The 15,495-nt window shown below is 60.4% G+C and carries 16 protein-coding genes, 1 tRNA gene and 1 pseudogene; 11 read left to right on the top strand and 7 right to left on the bottom strand.

From position 1 onward, the window contains the following. Positions 1 to 356: 356 nt before the first annotated feature. The 10 genes and pseudogenes from AC0L2X_RS08970 to AC0L2X_RS08925 all read left to right on the top strand — a co-directional run bounded on the left by AC0L2X_RS08970 (position 357) and on the right by AC0L2X_RS08925 (position 8,189). A complete protein-coding gene (locus AC0L2X_RS08970; protein ID WP_051409696.1) occupies positions 357 to 713 on the top strand; it encodes an SPW repeat protein in 357 nt (118 codons plus the stop codon). Between the two features lie 128 nt (positions 714 to 841). Next, entirely contained in the window at positions 842 to 1,291 is a 450-nt protein-coding gene (locus AC0L2X_RS08965; protein WP_352620501.1) for a DUF2231 domain-containing protein, read from the top strand. After that, the gene (locus AC0L2X_RS08960) at positions 1,291 to 2,637 is read left to right on the top strand and encodes a PQQ-dependent sugar dehydrogenase (RefSeq protein WP_352492775.1); all 1,347 of its coding nucleotides are present in this window, start codon (positions 1,291 to 1,293) and stop codon (positions 2,635 to 2,637) included. The genes AC0L2X_RS08965 and AC0L2X_RS08960 overlap by 1 nt, the downstream gene beginning before the upstream one ends. 6 nt (positions 2,638 to 2,643) lie before the next feature. Then, a pseudogene (locus AC0L2X_RS08955) lies at positions 2,644 to 2,858 on the top strand (efflux RND transporter permease subunit); the annotation flags it as partial. Between the two features lie 184 nt (positions 2,859 to 3,042). After that, positions 3,043 to 3,858, top strand: a complete 816-nt coding sequence (coxB, locus tag AC0L2X_RS08950) for a cytochrome c oxidase subunit II (RefSeq protein WP_254818347.1) — start codon at positions 3,043 to 3,045, stop codon at positions 3,856 to 3,858. Between the two features lie 91 nt (positions 3,859 to 3,949). Continuing rightward, positions 3,950 to 5,719 carry a cytochrome c oxidase subunit I gene (ctaD, locus tag AC0L2X_RS08945; RefSeq protein WP_352666073.1) on the top strand — a complete coding sequence of 590 codons (1,770 nt, stop codon included), beginning with the start codon at positions 3,950 to 3,952 and terminating at the stop codon, positions 5,717 to 5,719. Then, positions 5,716 to 6,420, top strand: coding sequence for a cytochrome c oxidase subunit 3 (locus AC0L2X_RS08940; protein WP_473556457.1), 705 nt, complete (start codon positions 5,716 to 5,718; stop codon positions 6,418 to 6,420). Before ctaD ends, AC0L2X_RS08940 begins: the two co-directional genes overlap by 4 nt. A 13-nt stretch (positions 6,421 to 6,433) precedes the next feature. After that, positions 6,434 to 7,156, top strand: a complete 723-nt coding sequence (locus AC0L2X_RS08935; RefSeq protein WP_292659896.1) for a heme-copper oxidase subunit III family protein — start codon at positions 6,434 to 6,436, stop codon at positions 7,154 to 7,156. Positions 7,157 to 7,166: 10 nt separating this feature from the next. Continuing rightward, positions 7,167 to 7,571, top strand: coding sequence for a cytochrome C oxidase subunit IV family protein (locus AC0L2X_RS08930; RefSeq protein ID WP_352492779.1), 405 nt, complete (start codon positions 7,167 to 7,169; stop codon positions 7,569 to 7,571). A 144-nt stretch (positions 7,572 to 7,715) separates the two neighbouring features. Then, on the top strand, positions 7,716 to 8,189 hold the full coding sequence (locus tag AC0L2X_RS08925; protein WP_352466993.1) for an aminoacyl-tRNA deacylase: 474 nt from the start codon (positions 7,716 to 7,718) through the stop codon (positions 8,187 to 8,189). Between the two features lie 64 nt (positions 8,190 to 8,253). On the opposite strand, the gene AC0L2X_RS08920 is transcribed toward AC0L2X_RS08925, so the two are convergent. From AC0L2X_RS08920 to tig, 5 genes are all read right to left on the bottom strand, one after another. Beyond that, on the bottom strand, positions 8,254 to 9,066 hold the full coding sequence (locus AC0L2X_RS08920) for a DUF2189 domain-containing protein (protein ID WP_473556461.1): 813 nt from the start codon (positions 9,064 to 9,066) through the stop codon (positions 8,254 to 8,256). A 316-nt stretch (positions 9,067 to 9,382) separates the two neighbouring features. Then, positions 9,383 to 10,315, bottom strand: coding sequence for a heme o synthase (locus AC0L2X_RS08915; protein WP_473556463.1), 933 nt, complete (start codon positions 10,313 to 10,315; stop codon positions 9,383 to 9,385). Between the two features lie 146 nt (positions 10,316 to 10,461). Then, on the bottom strand, positions 10,462 to 10,815 hold the full coding sequence (locus AC0L2X_RS08910) for a c-type cytochrome (protein ID WP_473556798.1): 354 nt from the start codon (positions 10,813 to 10,815) through the stop codon (positions 10,462 to 10,464). A 212-nt stretch (positions 10,816 to 11,027) separates the two neighbouring features. Continuing rightward, a complete protein-coding gene (locus AC0L2X_RS08905) occupies positions 11,028 to 11,552 on the bottom strand; it encodes a hypothetical protein (RefSeq protein WP_352490579.1) in 525 nt (174 codons plus the stop codon). A gap of 160 nt (positions 11,553 to 11,712) precedes the next feature. Beyond that, complete coding sequence (gene tig / locus AC0L2X_RS08900; protein ID WP_352490752.1) at positions 11,713 to 13,188, bottom strand: trigger factor; 1,476 nt, start codon at positions 13,186 to 13,188, stop codon at positions 11,713 to 11,715. Between the two features lie 343 nt (positions 13,189 to 13,531). On the opposite strand from tig, the gene AC0L2X_RS08895 reads away from it, so the two are divergent. Beyond that, positions 13,532 to 13,616: transfer RNA gene (locus AC0L2X_RS08895), tRNA-Leu, on the top strand. 87 nt (positions 13,617 to 13,703) lie between these two features. Here the strand turns inward: AC0L2X_RS08895 and AC0L2X_RS08890 are convergent. Beyond that, on the bottom strand, positions 13,704 to 14,288 hold the full coding sequence (locus AC0L2X_RS08890; protein WP_473556465.1) for a GDYXXLXY domain-containing protein: 585 nt from the start codon (positions 14,286 to 14,288) through the stop codon (positions 13,704 to 13,706). Further along, complete coding sequence (locus AC0L2X_RS08885; RefSeq protein ID WP_473556468.1) at positions 14,285 to 15,403, bottom strand: DUF2157 domain-containing protein; 1,119 nt, start codon at positions 15,401 to 15,403, stop codon at positions 14,285 to 14,287. The genes AC0L2X_RS08890 and AC0L2X_RS08885 overlap by 4 nt, the downstream gene beginning before the upstream one ends. Positions 15,404 to 15,495: the final 92 nt, after the last annotated feature.

The following is a 15,495-nucleotide window of genomic DNA, read 5'->3' as shown; positions in this document are numbered from 1 at the left end:
CAGGTTGCCCTTATTCAACTCCTCTGGATCCAAGAACTGCGATCCATGAGAAATGTTTCACCGGCTCGATAAAAAGACAGAATGAGCTACACGCCGCCGCCCCGCCGCCCCCTGATAGGCAGGTTTGGATTTGCTCGATCACCATCAATTGATCCAGGCGTGCCGGCGCCCAATGGAACATAATGCCCGGAATTCAGTTAGATAGCCGGATTTGACTGGAGTTCGCCAGATGCGCAACTCCGGCCGGGTAAGGGCACTGCCGTGACACGGAGTGAGCGGCTTCGGGCGTATCGCGCCGAACTCAGGCACCACCTTGCCGAACTCGGGAGCCATAAACGCTCCCTATGGAGGATGCCATGAACCAGTGGACAAACGCCAGGCTCTGTGACGTAGCCAACCTGATCCTTGGGGCAATTCTGTTCTTTTCTCCCTGGATCTTCGCCTTTGCGGCAGGCCCGCAGACGCAGAACGCCCTCGGCAGCGGAATCTTGATCGTCGTTCTTTCGATTGCCGCCCTCGCGGCATTTGCCGTGTGGGAAGAGTGGGTGAATCTGGTCGTCGGACTGTGGGTCCTCGTGTCTCCCTGGGTGCTTGGATTCCAGGCGACAACGGCGATGACCGTGCATGTCGTGATCGGCATTCTGGTCGCCGTCCTGGCCGCTATCGAGCTCTGGATGATGTATCAGAACCCGCCGACCCAGTCCGCCGCCTAGCAAGCGCAGCCACCCGGCGCCCTTCTTAGGCCTGACGGATCGATGGGTCGTCTGCCGGCCTCTCGGCAACAGCCGCCGGAGGCCGGATGACAGTTTGTTTGGGCGGGAACTGAGAAGGATGGCACATTATGGTCGGTGACAATCCGCGTTCGACGGCCAGGATTGCGGGACATCCTATTCATCCGATGCTCGTGCCGTTTCCGATCGCCTGCTTCGTCGGCACCCTGCTGACGGATCTGGCCTACTGGCGAACAGCGGAGATGATGTGGGCTGACTTCTCCGCTTGGCTGGTTACCGTCGGCGTGATCATGGGCTGCCTTGCAGCGATCGCGGGGCTGATCGATTTCTTGGCTAATCCGCTGATAAGGGCACAGCCCCCCGCCTGGCCGCACGTGCTTGGCAATCTGCTGGCGTTGGCATTGTCCATCATCAACATGCTCGTGCACACCCGCGATGCATGGACCTCCATCGTTCCCACCGGCTTGATCCTCTCGGCGGTTGTCGTGCTCATCCTCATCTTCACTGGTTGGCTGGGCTGGTCCATGGTGTACCGGCACCACGTCGGAGTGGCGGATTGATGCGCGTAGCAAGCTCCATCAGTCAGACCAGGCGCATCGCGGTGTCGGTCCTCATTTGCACTGCGGCGATCACTCTTGCAGCGTGCAGCGGCAACGACCCGGATCCCGGCAGTCAGATAGGGCCGAATCCAAACCTGCCGGAGCCGATCCAATATTTCTTCCCGCCCATGCATCTCGCTTCCGTGGTCGGATGGAAGAACGACGAGAAGCCGACCGTCGCGCAGGGGCTGCAGATCCAGGCTTTTGCCCACGGCTTGCAGCATCCGCGGTCGCTTTATGTGCTGCCTAATGGTGACGTCCTGGTGGTCGAGTCCAAGGCGCCGGGTGGCGAACCGATCAAACGGCCCAAGGATTTGGTGATGGGCTGGATCGAATCCTGGGTCACCTCGGGCGGCGACAGCGGCCCGAGCAATCGCATTACGCTCCTGCGCGACGCCGATGGCGATGGCAAGCCGGAGCTGACCAGCGTATTCCTAGACCACCTGACCTCCCCCTTCGGCGTGGCGCTGGTGGGAAGCGATCTCTACGTCGCCAATACCGATTCCATCATCCGCTATCCCTACAACACCGGTGACACAAAGATAACCGCGCCCGGAACGCCGCTCACCGCCCTGCCCGGCGGCCCGATCGACCACCATTGGACAAAGAGCCTGGTGGCAAGCCCCGACGGCTCGCTGCTCTATGTCGGCGTCGGCTCGAACAGCAACGTCGCCGAAAACGGCATTGAGGCGGAGAAGAACCGCGCCGCCATCTGGCAGGTAGACAGGGCCACCGGCCGGTCACGCATTTTCGCCAGCGGTTTGCGCAATCCAAACGGCCTGAGCTGGGAGCCGCAGACCGGGGCGCTCTGGGCAGTGATCAATGAGCGCGACGAGCTCGGCCCCAATCTCGTGCCGGATTATCTGACCTCGGTAAAGGATGGGGGGTTCTATGGATGGCCATACAGTTATTACGGACAGCATCTCGATCCCCGCGTCATGCCCCAGCGTCCGGACCTGGTCGCGAAAGCGATCGTTCCGGATTATGCACTGAGTTCCCACGTCGCCCCTCTGGGACTGGTCTTCTATACGGCAACCGGCCTTCCCGAGGCATATCGCGGCGGCGCCTTCGTTGGCGAGCACGGCAGCTGGAACCGCACGCGCTTCAATGGCTACAAGGTGGTGTTCGTACCATTCAGCGGCGGCCGTCCGAGCGGCGTCGCTACCGACGTGGTGACTGACTTCCTGGACAAGGACAACAAGGCGCGCGGCCGGCCTGTCGGCCTGGCTGTCGACAAAACCGGGGCCCTGCTCATCGCCGACGACGTCGGCAACACAGTTTGGCGGGTGACATCTGCCGGCCAATAAGGTGGCTCCACTCCCTTCGTCGAGCTGTCGGTCGAGCAGGTGAACGGACACTGCTCGAAGCAATCGTATGACGCTCTTCGTCATGCTGCTGTTCCTGCAGAACCTGCGCGCGACGATCCCCGACGATCGCCGTTCCGGTGACTGCCGGCATATTCGGCGTGCCCGCCCTTGCCGGTTACTCGACGCTGACAATGTTTGCCGCTCTCGCCATCGGGTGGCTGAGCTGGAGGTGGATGAAGGCCTGCCGCTGATCACCGCCGAATCGAAGGACCGCCAGCGCCGAGAAATGGTATTTTTGCCCTTCCCACAGCCGGCTCTAGAATTTTCATCGCAAATCAAGTTATGATGCACTTGGTATTTCCCGGGACGGCTTGCGCCGCTTGGAATACCGGGAGGAACCGGGACATGGCCGTTGCGCTTGTACTCGTTCTGATAGTCGTGGGCTCGGTGTTGTTCCACTTCCTGAGCCCATGGTGGTGGACGCCGATTGCCTCGAACTGGGACTATATCGACAACACCATCATCATAACTTTCTGGATCACCGGCGTCGTCTTCGCCGCCGTGGTTCTTTTCATGGCCTATTGCGTCTTCCGCTTCCGTCATCGGGAAGGCAATCAGGCGGCATATGAACCTGAGAACAGGCGCCTCGAATCCTGGCTGACGGTCGTCACCGCAGTTGGCGTCACGGCTTTGCTCGTTCCCGGCCTGTTCGTCTGGAGCCGGTTCGTAAATGTTCCAAGCGACGCAACCGAGGTCGAAGTCGTCGGCCAGCAGTGGCAATGGAGTTTCCGCCTCCCCGGCAAGGACGGCAAGCTCGGCACATCCGACACCCGCGACGTCAACGCTGAAAATCCACTCGGCGTCATCGCCACCGATGCCAACGGCCAGGACGATGTCGTAGTGGAAGCGGCCGACCTGCACCTCCCGGTTGGCAAACCGGTCAAGATGCTGCTCCGCTCGATCGATGTGCTGCACGATTTCTACGTGCCGGAATTCCGCGCCAAGATGGACATGATCCCGGGCTCGGTCACCTATTTCTGGTTCACTCCGACCAAGACCGGAACCTTCCAGGTCCTGTGTGCAGAACTCTGCGGCCAGGGACATCCGATGATGCATGGCGTGGTCATGGTCGATACTCAGGAAGACTATCTGGCGTGGCTTGGCCAGCAGCAGACTTTTGCGCAGCTGTCCGCGCCCCAGCAGATGGGCTCGGCAGAGTAGGGAACCGGAACGACGGCGCGCCGTCGGGATTGAAAATAGTGCGGCAAGCCCGAACTGTCGGGGTGGCCGAAAAGGGCACGGAGGTGTTCCTATGGTCGATATCACACCTGCAGATGCGGTACCGCCGGCCGAAGTCGCGGAAATGGAACTCTACCATCCGCACAGCTGGTGGACGAAATACGTTTTCTCGCAGGACGCCAAGGTCATCGCCATCCAGTATTCGGCGACAGCGACAGCGATCGGCATGGTCGCGCTCGTGCTATCCTGGCTGATGCGGCTGCAGCTCGGCTTCCCCGGCACATTCGACTTCATCACCCCGGAAGCCTATTACCAGTTCATCACCATGCACGGCATGATCATGGTGATCTACCTGCTCACGGCACTCTTCCTGGGCGGCTTCGGCAACTATCTGATCCCGTTGATGGTTGGCGCTCGCGACATGGTCTTTCCCTATGTCAACATGCTTAGCTACTGGATCTATCTGCTCGCCGTGCTGGTCCTGGTATCGAGCTTCTTTGCACCCGGCGGACCGACGGGTGCCGGCTGGACGCTCTATCCGCCGCAGGCGATCATGACCGGTACGCCAGGGGGCCAGGACTGGGGCATCATCCTGATGCTTGTCTCGCTGATCCTGTTCATCGTCGGCTTTACCATGGGCGGCTTGAACTATGTCGTGACGGTGCTGCAGGGCCGCACACGCGGCATGACGCTGATGCGCCTTCCGCTTACTGTCTGGGGTATTTTCACCGCCACCGTTATGGCGCTGCTCGCCTTCCCGGCGCTGTTCGTCGCCTGCGTGATGATGCTGCTCGACCGGGCGCTCGGCACCAGCTTCTTCATGCCGGCGATCGTCGAGATGGGCGAACAGTTGCAGCATGGCGGCGGCAGCCCGATCCTGTTCCAGCACCTGTTCTGGTTCTTCGGCCATCCGGAGGTCTACATCGTGGCGCTTCCGGCCTTCGGCATCGTATCCGACCTGATCAGCACCCATGCGCGCAAGAACATCTTCGGCTACCGCATGATGGTCTGGGCCATCGTCGGCATCGGCGCGCTGAGCTTCGTGGTCTGGGCGCACCACATGTATGTCAGCGGCATGCATCCCTATTTCGGCTTTTTCTTCGCCACCACGACATTGATCATCGCCGTTCCAACAGCCATCAAGGTCTACAACTGGGTGCTGACGCTGTGGCGTGGCGACATCCACCTCACCATACCGATGCTTTTTGCCCTGGCCTTCATCGTCACCTTCGTCAATGGCGGGCTGACCGGGCTATTCCTCGGCAATGTCGTCGTCGACGTTCCGCTGTCGGACACGATGTTCGTCGTCGCCCATTTCCATATGGTCATGGGGGTCGCCCCGATCATCGTGATCTTCGGCGCGATCTATCACTGGTATCCGAAGGTCACCGGCCGGATGCTGAACGAGACACTGGGCCGGTTCCATTTTTGGGTCACCTTCCTCGGCGCCTATCTGATCTTCTTTCCAATGCACTATCTCGGCTTGATGGGCGTGCCGCGGCGCTACAACGAATTGACCGACATGACGATCATGACGGAATCGGCCCACCACCTGAACTCGTTCATCAGCATCATGGCTTTCATTGTCGGTTTTGCCCAACTGGTGTTCCTGTTCAATCTCATCTGGAGCATCCGCCATGGGCGTGAGGCCGGCGGCAATCCGTGGCGGGCCACGACGCTCGAGTGGCAGACGCCTGAAACACCGCCCGCCCACGGCAATTTCGGCAAGGATCTGCCGATCGTCTATCGCTGGGCCTATGACTACAGCGTACCGGGCGCCAAGGAGGACTTCATACCGCAAAACGTTCCAGGCTCGTTCGCGCCCTCCAGGGAGCCGGCATGAGTGTAATCCTGGTCTTCCTGCTCGTAATCGCCGGTATTGCCGGGTGGTGGCTTTCCCATCAGCGGCTAATGACGAAGCCGTGGCTCGAGCAAGGCATGATCGGGGATTTTGTCGCCCTGGACCGATCGGCGCTGCCGACCGCAAAGATCGGTCTCGGCGTCTTCCTTGCCGTCGTCGGCTGCCTGTTCGCGCTGTTCACCAGTGCTTACTTCATGCGCATGGCGCTGTCGGATTGGCGGCCGCTGCCCATCCCGCCCCTGCTCTGGCTTAATACCGGCGTACTGGTCTTGAGCAGCATTGCAATACAGTGCGCTTCGCTCGCGGCGCGCAAGGGTCAAGTGGACATGGTCAGGCTCGGCCTCGCCACTGCCGGACTCACGGCGCTTGTCTTCCTGATTGGACAGCTTGTGGCATGGCGGGAACTGAGTTCGGACGGCTATTTTCTGGCGTCCAATCCAGCCAACAGCTTCTTCTACCTGCTAACGGGAATGCATGGCCTGCATATACTGGGGGGGCTGGTCGGCCTGGGCAGAACGAGTGTCGGCGCCTGGAACGGAGCGCAGCCGCAGCGGCTTCGCCTCAGTGTCGAGCTGTGCGCCATGTACTGGCATTTCCTGCTTTTCGTCTGGCTCGCCATCTTTGCGCTTCTGGCCGGCTGGGCTTCGACTTTAATCGACATTTGCCGAGGGTTGCTGACCTAGGAGGAACGGGCGGATGGCAGAGACGACACTGACCCATATCGGCCGAACAGAGCCGCGGCCCGCAGGCTGGCAAGGCATCGCCGCCGACTGGTCCTCGGATCAGCGGGCGTTCAAAAACGTGTCCTGGGGCAAGGCCATGATGTGGATCTTCCTGCTCAGCGACACGTTCATCTTCGGCTGCTTCCTGCTCTCCTACATGACCGCGCGTATCTCAACACGCGTGCCGTGGCCCAATCCGAGCGAGGTCTTTGCCCTGCGCATCGGGGGCTCCGACATTCCACTGATCCTTATCGCTATCATGACCTTCGTGCTGATCTCGAGCAGCGGAACGATGGCGATGGCGGTCAATTTCGGCTACCGCCGCGACCGCCGCAAGACGGCAGTGCTGATGCTCTTGACCGCAGCACTCGGCGCGACCTTCGTCGGCATGCAGGCCTTCGAATGGACCAAGCTGATCACTGAAGGCGTCCGGCCTTGGGGCAATCCCTGGGGCGCTGCCCAGTTTGGCGCATCCTTTTTCATGATTACCGGCTTCCACGGCACGCATGTGACGATCGGGGTGATCTTCCTGATCATCGTGGCGCGAAAGGTCTGGCGCGGGGACTACGACGTCGGACGGCCCGGCTTCTTCACCAGCAGGAGGGGCCGCTACGAGAACGTCGAAATCATGGGGCTTTACTGGCATTTCGTCGACCTGGTCTGGGTGTTCATTTTCGCATTTTTCTATCTTTGGTGAGAGGCAGGACATGGCTGAAGCAACCGCAAACGGCCTCGGACAACATGCGCTGGACAGCGCCCATACCCATGAGGTGACGACGACCGGCGTTACCCCGGCGGAGGTTCATCAGGAGCACCCGATCAAGCTCTATCTGGTGGTCTGGGCGTGGTTGTTCATCCTCAGCACCTGCTCGTATCTGGTCGACTATTTCGGTCTCCATGGCTATCTCAGATGGTCGCTGATCCTGATCTTCATGATCCTCAAGGCAGGGCTGATCGTCGCCATCTTCATGCACATGGCCTGGGAACGGCTGGCGCTGACATATGCAATCATCCTGCCGCCGGTGCTGGTGCTGGTGTTCGTGACGATGATGGTCTTCGAAGCTGACTACACGCTTCTCACCCGAATGGCGTTTTTCGGGGCCGGGCCCTGACATGCAATCCGGCTCCAGTCGGTCCGGTCCTGGAGCCTTCGCCTTGAAACAATCCACGGCTGGTCCATTTCTGTTGGTATCGGAGACGTCAGGCGATGCCGGCGTTTCCACATGCGTCGCGAACACCAGCAAGGGGCGCCCAAGATGACCATCGCAAACAGACTGAAGGATTTTATCGATAGGAAAGGAATTTCCTACGACACCGTCGAGCATCACCGCACGGCGACAAGCAGACAATCCGCCATTGCGGCACATGTGCCCGGCAGCATAATGGCCAAATCGGTGGTCGTTCACCACGACCGTGGCTACGCGCTGGCCGTGGTTCCAAGCACGCACAGGATAGAACTCGCGACATTGCAGGACGTCATGGACAAGCCCCTTGGGCTAGCCTCCGAAGACGAGGTGGTCTCGTTGTTCGGCGATTGCGACGTCGGCGCTGTGCCGCCGATCGGCGCTGCCTATGATGTGCCGGTGGTCCTCGACGAAAGCCTCGGCGACGCTCCCGAAGTCTATTTCGAGGGCGGCGATCACAAGACCCTGGTCCATGTGAGCGGCAAGGATTTCCGCGACCTGACAAAGGACGCGCGCCAGGCCCGATTCAGCCACCCGGCCTATTGAAAGCTCTGCCCCCACCCTGCCCGCGCCGGCGCTTTCGCCGGTGCGCGCACGGCAGGTTTTCAGCTCACGGTCTGGTGGCCGGCGGCGATTCCACAACTTTCCGGTAGACATGCCAGGTCGCATGACCAAGGATCGGCAGCACGACCGCCAGCCCGGCGAACACTGGCAGCGAGCCGACGATCAGGGCGACGGTGACGATAAGGCCCCACACCGCCATGACGGTCGGGTTGGCCAGGACAACGCGCACCGAGGTGTGGATGGCTTCGTAGGCGCCGACATCGCGGTCGAGCAGCAACGGGAATGCGACGACCGTAGTACACAACACAACCGCGGCGAACACGAAGCCGATGGCGTGACCCAGGATGATGAGCGTCCAGCCGCGTCCCGTGGCGAATATTTCACTGATGAAGCTGGACAGCGATTGCGGCGGCGTCGGGCCGAACAGGGTCTGGTAGAATATCTGGGCCGTCAAAAGCCAAGCGATGAAGATCGCAAGCAGCATGACGCCGACCGCTGCAATAGCCGGCAGTGCCGGAGAACTCCTGACCTCAAAGGCGTGCCTCCACGAGGCGTCGAGCCCGGCTTCCCGTCGCCGGCTGATCTCATAGAGGCCGATCGCCGCGAACGGACCAATCAATGCAAAGCCGGACACAAGCGGAAACAGCAATGGCAGCGTGTTGTTACCTGATGTCCAGACAGCAAGCACGACTCCGGCAATCGGATAGATCAGGCAGAGAAAAACGATGTGCGACGGCTTGACCATGAAATCATCGACGCCACGCCTGAGCGCATCAAAAAGATCGGAGACACCGATCTTTCGAATTCTGGTGTGTTCCAGCGCCTCGCTGGCGCCTGCTATCACGTGAAAGCTTGCCATGACCATTCCTCCAGACCAGGTCCGGTAAGGTCGCGTTTTACGGTGCTGCCATTCTGCATGATTGGCCCACGCAAACCGCGACCTGCACCATGATCAATATACTCTCATGCGGGGGACTTGTCGCGCTTTGTAGGAAGGCCCGGGAGTAAGAGGTCGCCGGTAGCCTGACTAGCTCCGGACGCCGTTCTTCGATATGCTCTTCTAGTCGAAGGTGAAGGTCATGGATGGAAGGACAGTTCTCATACTCGGCCTTGGCGTCGTTATTCTGCTGTTGCTGGGATTTTGTGGGCTGCCAACGTGATGTTTTGAGCCGGGGTCAATAGCCGGCTGACGCGACCACTCGCATAAAAATGGTGTCGGCAAGCAGCGCCGCAAAGATCGCGAAAAGATAGACAATCGAATACGCAAACAGCGCCTTTGCCAGCTTCATCTCCTTGTCGGCGACGAGAACCTTCCAGGCGTGCCAAATGAAACCTGCGCCTAAGGCGGCTGAAACAGTGCCATAATATCCGCTCGCGAAGCCGAAGCCCCAAGGAAGCACGCCGATTGGCGCCAAGAGCAGCGAATAGGCGAAGATTTGTTTTCTGGTCGAGTGCTGGCCGGCCACATTCGGCATCATCGGGATGCCCGCCGCGGCATAGTCGCCGACCTTGAAAAGGGCCAGCGCCCAGAAATGAGGCGGCGTCCAAAGGAAAATGATCAGAAACAGAATGAGACTTTCAATGCCGATTGCGCCGGTTGCAGCAGCCCACCCGATCACCGGAGGAAGGGCGCCTGCCGCGCCGCCTATGACGATATTCTGTGGCGTCGAGCGCTTCAGCCACATCGTGTAGATAACGACATAGAAAAAGATGGTGAACGCCAACAACGATGCAGCAAGCCACCCCACCAGCACGCCGAGCGTCATGACCGACAGTGCGGAAAGCACCAGACCGAAGCTGAGAGCTTCGCCAGGCGTGACGCGACCGGACGGAATTGGTCGCTTGGACGTGCGAGACATCAAGGCGTCTATGTCTGCGTCGTACCACATATTGAGCGCGCCGGCGGCTCCCGCTCCAACCGCGATTGCGCCGATGGCAATTACGGCGATAACTGGATTCATCACGCCGGGCGCCATCATCAGGCCGACGAAGGCAGTAAACACGGCAAGTGCCATGACCCGTGGTTTCAAAAGCGCAAAGAAGTCACCCGCCGTCGCCTCCGAGAGGCGGATGCCGGTATCTTTGAGGCGGCTTTCTTCAGTCGACATTCAGACGACCACCGATGGGAACGGCAGCCTAGCCGGCCAATGTCTTTTTTGCAACGAGCCGCCTCCCCACCGACACTGCCGGCAGATTGCGGCCGAGGCTATGCCTCGACCTGTTTGCGATACCAAGATCCGGCGAAAGAGCCGGGCTATTTGGAGAATTGCTTCAGATAAGCAATGACGTTGGCGATGTCCTCGTCCTTCTTGAGGCCGGCAAACGCCATCTTCGTTCCCTTGACCATCGCCTTGGGATCGCGAAGGTAGGTCGTCAGTGTGGCTTCGTCCCATTTGACGCCGGACTTGCCGGCCTCGGTCATGGCCTTGGAATAGCTGAACCCCGGATGCGTCCCGGCCGTTCGGCCGATGACGCCGTTCAAGGACGGACCGACCTTGTTCTGGTCCTTGTCGGCGACGTGGCAGATCTTGCATTTGGCGAAGACCTTCTCACCCGCCGCGGCATCCTGTGCCCGAGAGGGGCCGGCAATGACGGTGGCGACGGACATGATGATAAAAAACACAATGGCACGCATGGCATTTCCTCACTGATCGCCAATTTGCCCTGGCTGACCTGCACAGGCCGACATTTAGTCCGCTGGCATGCGCTCTTGAATGGCAGAACGGATATCCACTGCCTGGAGTTGCGGCACCTACATACCACAGAACCCGGCTGGCAGGTAGAGTTCGACCATGCAAAGGTTTAATGCGGACAATCTGCTCAAGGCAATTTGGTGTTGCAGGTGGCGGCGATCCGGCCGACCGCCTCTTCAACTCCGGCGAGGTCGAAGTCGGCTGTGCCGCGCCCCGACAGCAGCCCGAACCGCCAGGACAACAGTAGCCGGTCCGCGGAAATCAGTCGCCTGATGCCGTCGGCACCGTCGCGGACCAGCATCCTGCTGCGCGGGCCGACCGACCAGCTTTCGTTGAGCTTGCCGGATTGGCCGACAGTCACCGACATGGCGATGGTTCGGCTGGCCGAAACGGTGTCGCTCAGCTGCAGCCATTCGCTCCAACGCGGTTCGCCGGCGGTCCGGCAGGCGATCGTCAATACCGGGCTGTAACTCAATGCGCCGCCGCCGGTGATGAGCTTGTTGGTCGCGTAAAGCGAGGCGGTGACAAGGCCATCGCTGGTCTTGTCGAACCGCCAGTTGTCGAGAACCGTGTCAGCCTGAGCGATCCCGCAGACCGACGCAAGCAGGAACGCCGCCGCCATCACGCTTCCGATACCGAAGAACTGTCTCAACGATGCCTCCAACAACCGCTGCGGTCAGCAACCCAGCGCAGATAATCATCAAAGCTTCGTATCGCTACCTCGACCGCCAGATGTGTGAAATCCGTTGCGTCTGCGCCACAACGAAAAAGGCCGCCTCGAGAAGGCGGCCTTTCGGAATTCAGCAGGGACGTTATTCAGCGTCCTTGGCGGCCTTCTTCTTCGGCGCGGCCTTTTTCTTCGGCTCTTCAGCGTCGTCGTCGGCCTTCTTGGCGTCCGCTTTTTTCGCGGCCGCCTTCTTCGCCGGCTTGGCCTTGGTTGTCTCCGTATCCTCGTCGTCGGCCAGCAGTTCTTCCTTGCTGACCTTGACATCGGTGACCGAGATCTGGCCGAGCAGATGGTCGACCACCTTCTCTTCGAACATCGGCGCGCGCAACGTGTTCAGCGCTTCGGGATTGTTGCGATAGAATTCGAAGGCTTCCTGCTGCTGGTTGGCCGGATAGCGGCGCACCTGCTCGAACAGGCCGCGCTGCAATTCCTCGTCCGTCACGGTGACGCCGGCCTTCTCGCCGATTTCGGCGAGAACCAGGCCGAGACGCACGCGGCGTTCGGCAAGCCGCATATATTCGGCACGCGCCTCTTCTTCCGTCGTCTCTTCGTCGGCAAAGGTGCGTCCGGCGGCTCCGAGGTCGCGATTGACCTGGTTCCAGATGTTGTTGAACTCAGCCTCGACGAGCTTGGACGGCGCCTCGAACGAGTAGGCAGCGTCGAGCTGGTCGAGCAACTGCCGCTTGACCTTCTGGCGCGTTATCGAGCCGAACTGGTTCTCGATCTGACCGCGCACCACCTCGCGCAGGCGCTCCAGCGATTCAAGGCCGAGATTTTTGGCCATCTCGTCGTTGATCTCAAGCTCGCCGGGCTTCGATACTTCCTTGACGGTCACGTCGAAAGTGGCTTCCTTGCCGGCCAGATGCGCCGCCTGGTAGTTTTCCGGGAAGGTGACCGTGACCTGCTTCTCGTCGCCGGCCTTGCTGCCGACCAGTTGGTCTTCGAAGCCGGGGATGAATTCCTTCGAGCCGAGCACCAGCGGCTGATCGGTGCCGGCGCCGCCGTTGAAGGCTTCGCCGTCGATCTTACCGACATAATCGATGGTCACGCGATCGCCCTCGGCGGCCTTGCCGGTCTTCGGCTCGTAAGTGCGGGCGGATTCAGCGACACGCTTGACCTGCTCGTCGATCTCTTCATCCGGCACGTCGAACACTTGACGCGTCACCTTGATGTCGGAGAAATCCTTGATCTCGATCGGCGGAATGACCTCGTAGTTCAGGCGGAACTCGAAGTCGGCGCCGCCGGCCAGGATCTTCTCGGCTTCCTTCTCGTCCTCGGTCATGATCACTTCAGGCTGCATGGCGGCCTTTTCGCCGCGCCCGGTGATGATCGAACGGGTCGAATCGTTGAGGATCTCGTTGACCACTTCGGCCATGAACGATTTGCCGTAGACCTTGCGCAGATGCTGGACCGGCACCTTGCCGGGGCGGAAGCCGTTGATGCGGACCTTGTTCCTGGCATCGGAAAGCCGCGCCATCAGCTTGGCTTCCATGTCACCGGCCGGCACGGTGATCTTGATCTCGCGCTTGAGACCGGAGTTGAGCGTTTCGGTGACCTGCATCATAAAACCTTTGTTTCCACCAATGAGGCCGTCAAACGGCCCCTGCCGTTTACAGCCTGCCGGTATGATCTTGCCGGGAATGGCTTTTGGTGCGGGACTTGGCGATCTGTCCGCCCAACGCGGCACAAATCCTCCAGAAATACGCTCCAAAATGTGAATAAGTCTTTGTTTTTCCTACTTCTTATCACATTTTGCAGAAGCGGATCGTCGCGTCCCGTCACATTCGACACGCCTTTTGTCACAGGCGACGCTGATTTTCAACCATCTTTGCATTCCGGCCAATGATGCCGATATCGGCCCTGACATTGACAGAATGATGGCTACATGGGATTGGCCGGGCAATGCGGATGTGGCGGAATTGGTAGACGCCCTGGATTTAGGTTCCAGTGCCGAAAGGCGTGGGGGTTCGAGTCCCTTCATCCGCACCACCCTTCGCTCTTCGAGCTTCGGGTGGCAGGCCACCTGAGCCAACTCGACAGACGAAGGGAATCCTCCGAAGCCTTGGCGAAGGAGGACTAATAAAGCGGCTCCTCGAACAGTGTCTTGTCGCCGTCCACCAGCGCCTTGATCTGCGCCGTGCCGTTGGCCGCGATCGCCACGCGGATGCCGAACGGCCGCACCCGCATGTCGTTCTGGATCGCTATCCCCTCGCCTTCCGGCAGATAGAAGCGCTCGATGCCGTACTCCGGCGCGATCGTCGTTTCTCCCTGGCTGATATCCCACCCCTCGGAGACGTGTCCGACGATATCGGCTTCACCGGATGCTGCCGGCACCGGCGCTTGCCCGAACCAAGCCGCGGTCGGCCCCCAATAGCCGTCGGCGCCCTGCTTCAGCCTGACCACGATCGACGTTTCCTCGCTGGAAAGCTTGCCGGCCGGAATGTTGCCGATCAGCTTCACCGATATGCGCGAAATGTCGTAGCCGAGCCGAATGTAGTCACCGCGCAAGAGATCGCGCGGATCGATCGGCTCGATCTTGAGCAGGACCTGCTTGCCGTCGCGCAGGATCGCCGCACGTCCGGCGATGATCCAGCTCAGGAAGCCGATCTGGACAAGCGCCAGGGCTACCGCCGAGATGATCAGTCTCTTGCCGGTCATCATGCCGCCGCTCCTGTCATGTTCGGGGCGTTCATGCGCTTTTCTATGCGAATGATAATGAAAGCAAGAACGGCGAGAAGCGCCGCCGCCGCAAGGAAGAAGCCTGCCGTGTCGAGCATTGATTGCAGCATCACCACATAGATGATGGCGAGTTCGAAGGCGAAGCCCGCATAGGCAACCCAGCGCAACCCCCGGCTCTCGCGGCCGCCCAGCACGATCGCCGCGACAATGCCGGCCAGCGCAACAGCCGAGGCAATGGCGAAGCCGCTATTGTAGCTGCTTTCATCCGCCAGTTCGAATTGGATCATCGCCAGGCCGATGAGAAAGCCGATCAGCGTGTGCAAGGGCAACCTGCCACCCAGTTGCAAGATCCTGTCGACCGGCCCGGCAGCAAAGATCGCAGCGGTAAAAAGCAGCACCGACGCGGCAACGAGCGGGATGGCAACTTGCAGCGTGTCGTATTGCATGACCAACAGCACGAGGTAGAAGAGGACCGACAGGATGATCAGGTGGCGCGCAGCCTGGCTGCGCGTCCAGAACGAAACGGCGAAGAGAACCAGCGCCATGACCACGAAGAGATGCGGAAATTCCGTGCGCCGGAAGTAGTCGAACCCTCTCAGGAACAGCCAGGCATCGGCGATGCCGACGGCAGCGACGGTCAGCGGGTTTGAGCGCAGCGCTACCGCCGCCAGCGCCGTGCCGGCGCCCCAGGTGATCAACGCCGAGGCCTCGTCGCCCGACAAATGATACATCTGACTGATCAGGGCGATCGAACCGCCGAACGCTGCCGCCGCGACGATCCACAGCGCCTCGCCGATCGCCGCATGGTCGCGCATCTTCAGCACCGCGCCGCCGACATAGCCGACAAGGATAACGGCAAAGAGTGCCGCGACCCGCACCAGCCGCGGGATGACTTCCCAGTTGGCGGCGATGAAGATCAGGATAGCCGCGCCGAACAGCAGCGCCGCCATCATCGCCAGGATCGAACCGAAACTCAGCGATTTGCGTTCGTTTGCCTCGACGTCACGCGTTAGAGACTCGGCTGTCGGCGCGTCGATCAGGCCGGCCTGCTGCCATCGTCCGATATCCGACCTGACCCGTGACGAATAGCTCGCCATGCCCCTCCCCCTTTTTTCTTGGTCTTTTTAGCTCGTCCGCCCAAGCGTTTGACCTAACGGCATTTTCCGATCTGGGCGGAAAGCCGGACGCG

This window comes from Mesorhizobium sp. WSM4828, from assembly GCF_055811175.1.
This window is presented reverse-complemented; position numbering and strand designations above follow the sequence as displayed.

Excerpts from the sequence above, each read along its gene's own strand:
- AC0L2X_RS08970 (WP_051409696.1), top strand. The coding sequence starts at position 357 with ATGAACCAGTGGACAAACGCCAGGCTCTGTGACGTAGCCAACCTGATC.
- AC0L2X_RS08965 (WP_352620501.1), top strand. The coding sequence starts at position 842 with ATGGTCGGTGACAATCCGCGTTCGACGGCCAGGATTGCGGGACATCCT.
- AC0L2X_RS08960 (WP_352492775.1), top strand. The coding sequence starts at position 1,291 with ATGCGCGTAGCAAGCTCCATCAGTCAGACCAGGCGCATCGCGGTGTCG.
- coxB (WP_254818347.1), top strand. The coding sequence starts at position 3,043 with ATGGCCGTTGCGCTTGTACTCGTTCTGATAGTCGTGGGCTCGGTGTTG.
- ctaD (WP_352666073.1), top strand. The coding sequence starts at position 3,950 with ATGGTCGATATCACACCTGCAGATGCGGTACCGCCGGCCGAAGTCGCG.
- AC0L2X_RS08940 (WP_473556457.1), top strand. The coding sequence starts at position 5,716 with ATGAGTGTAATCCTGGTCTTCCTGCTCGTAATCGCCGGTATTGCCGGG.
- AC0L2X_RS08935 (WP_292659896.1), top strand. The coding sequence starts at position 6,434 with ATGGCAGAGACGACACTGACCCATATCGGCCGAACAGAGCCGCGGCCC.
- AC0L2X_RS08930 (WP_352492779.1), top strand. The coding sequence starts at position 7,167 with ATGGCTGAAGCAACCGCAAACGGCCTCGGACAACATGCGCTGGACAGC.
- AC0L2X_RS08925 (WP_352466993.1), top strand. The coding sequence starts at position 7,716 with ATGACCATCGCAAACAGACTGAAGGATTTTATCGATAGGAAAGGAATT.
- AC0L2X_RS08920 (WP_473556461.1), bottom strand. The coding sequence starts at position 9,066 with ATGGCAAGCTTTCACGTGATAGCAGGCGCCAGCGAGGCGCTGGAACAC.
- AC0L2X_RS08915 (WP_473556463.1), bottom strand. The coding sequence starts at position 10,315 with ATGTCGACTGAAGAAAGCCGCCTCAAAGATACCGGCATCCGCCTCTCG.
- AC0L2X_RS08910 (WP_473556798.1), bottom strand. The coding sequence starts at position 10,815 with ATGTCCGTCGCCACCGTCATTGCCGGCCCCTCTCGGGCACAGGATGCC.
- tig (WP_352490752.1), bottom strand. The coding sequence starts at position 13,188 with ATGCAGGTCACCGAAACGCTCAACTCCGGTCTCAAGCGCGAGATCAAG.
- AC0L2X_RS08890 (WP_473556465.1), bottom strand. The coding sequence starts at position 14,288 with ATGATGACCGGCAAGAGACTGATCATCTCGGCGGTAGCCCTGGCGCTT.
- AC0L2X_RS08885 (WP_473556468.1), bottom strand. The coding sequence starts at position 15,403 with ATGGCGAGCTATTCGTCACGGGTCAGGTCGGATATCGGACGATGGCAG.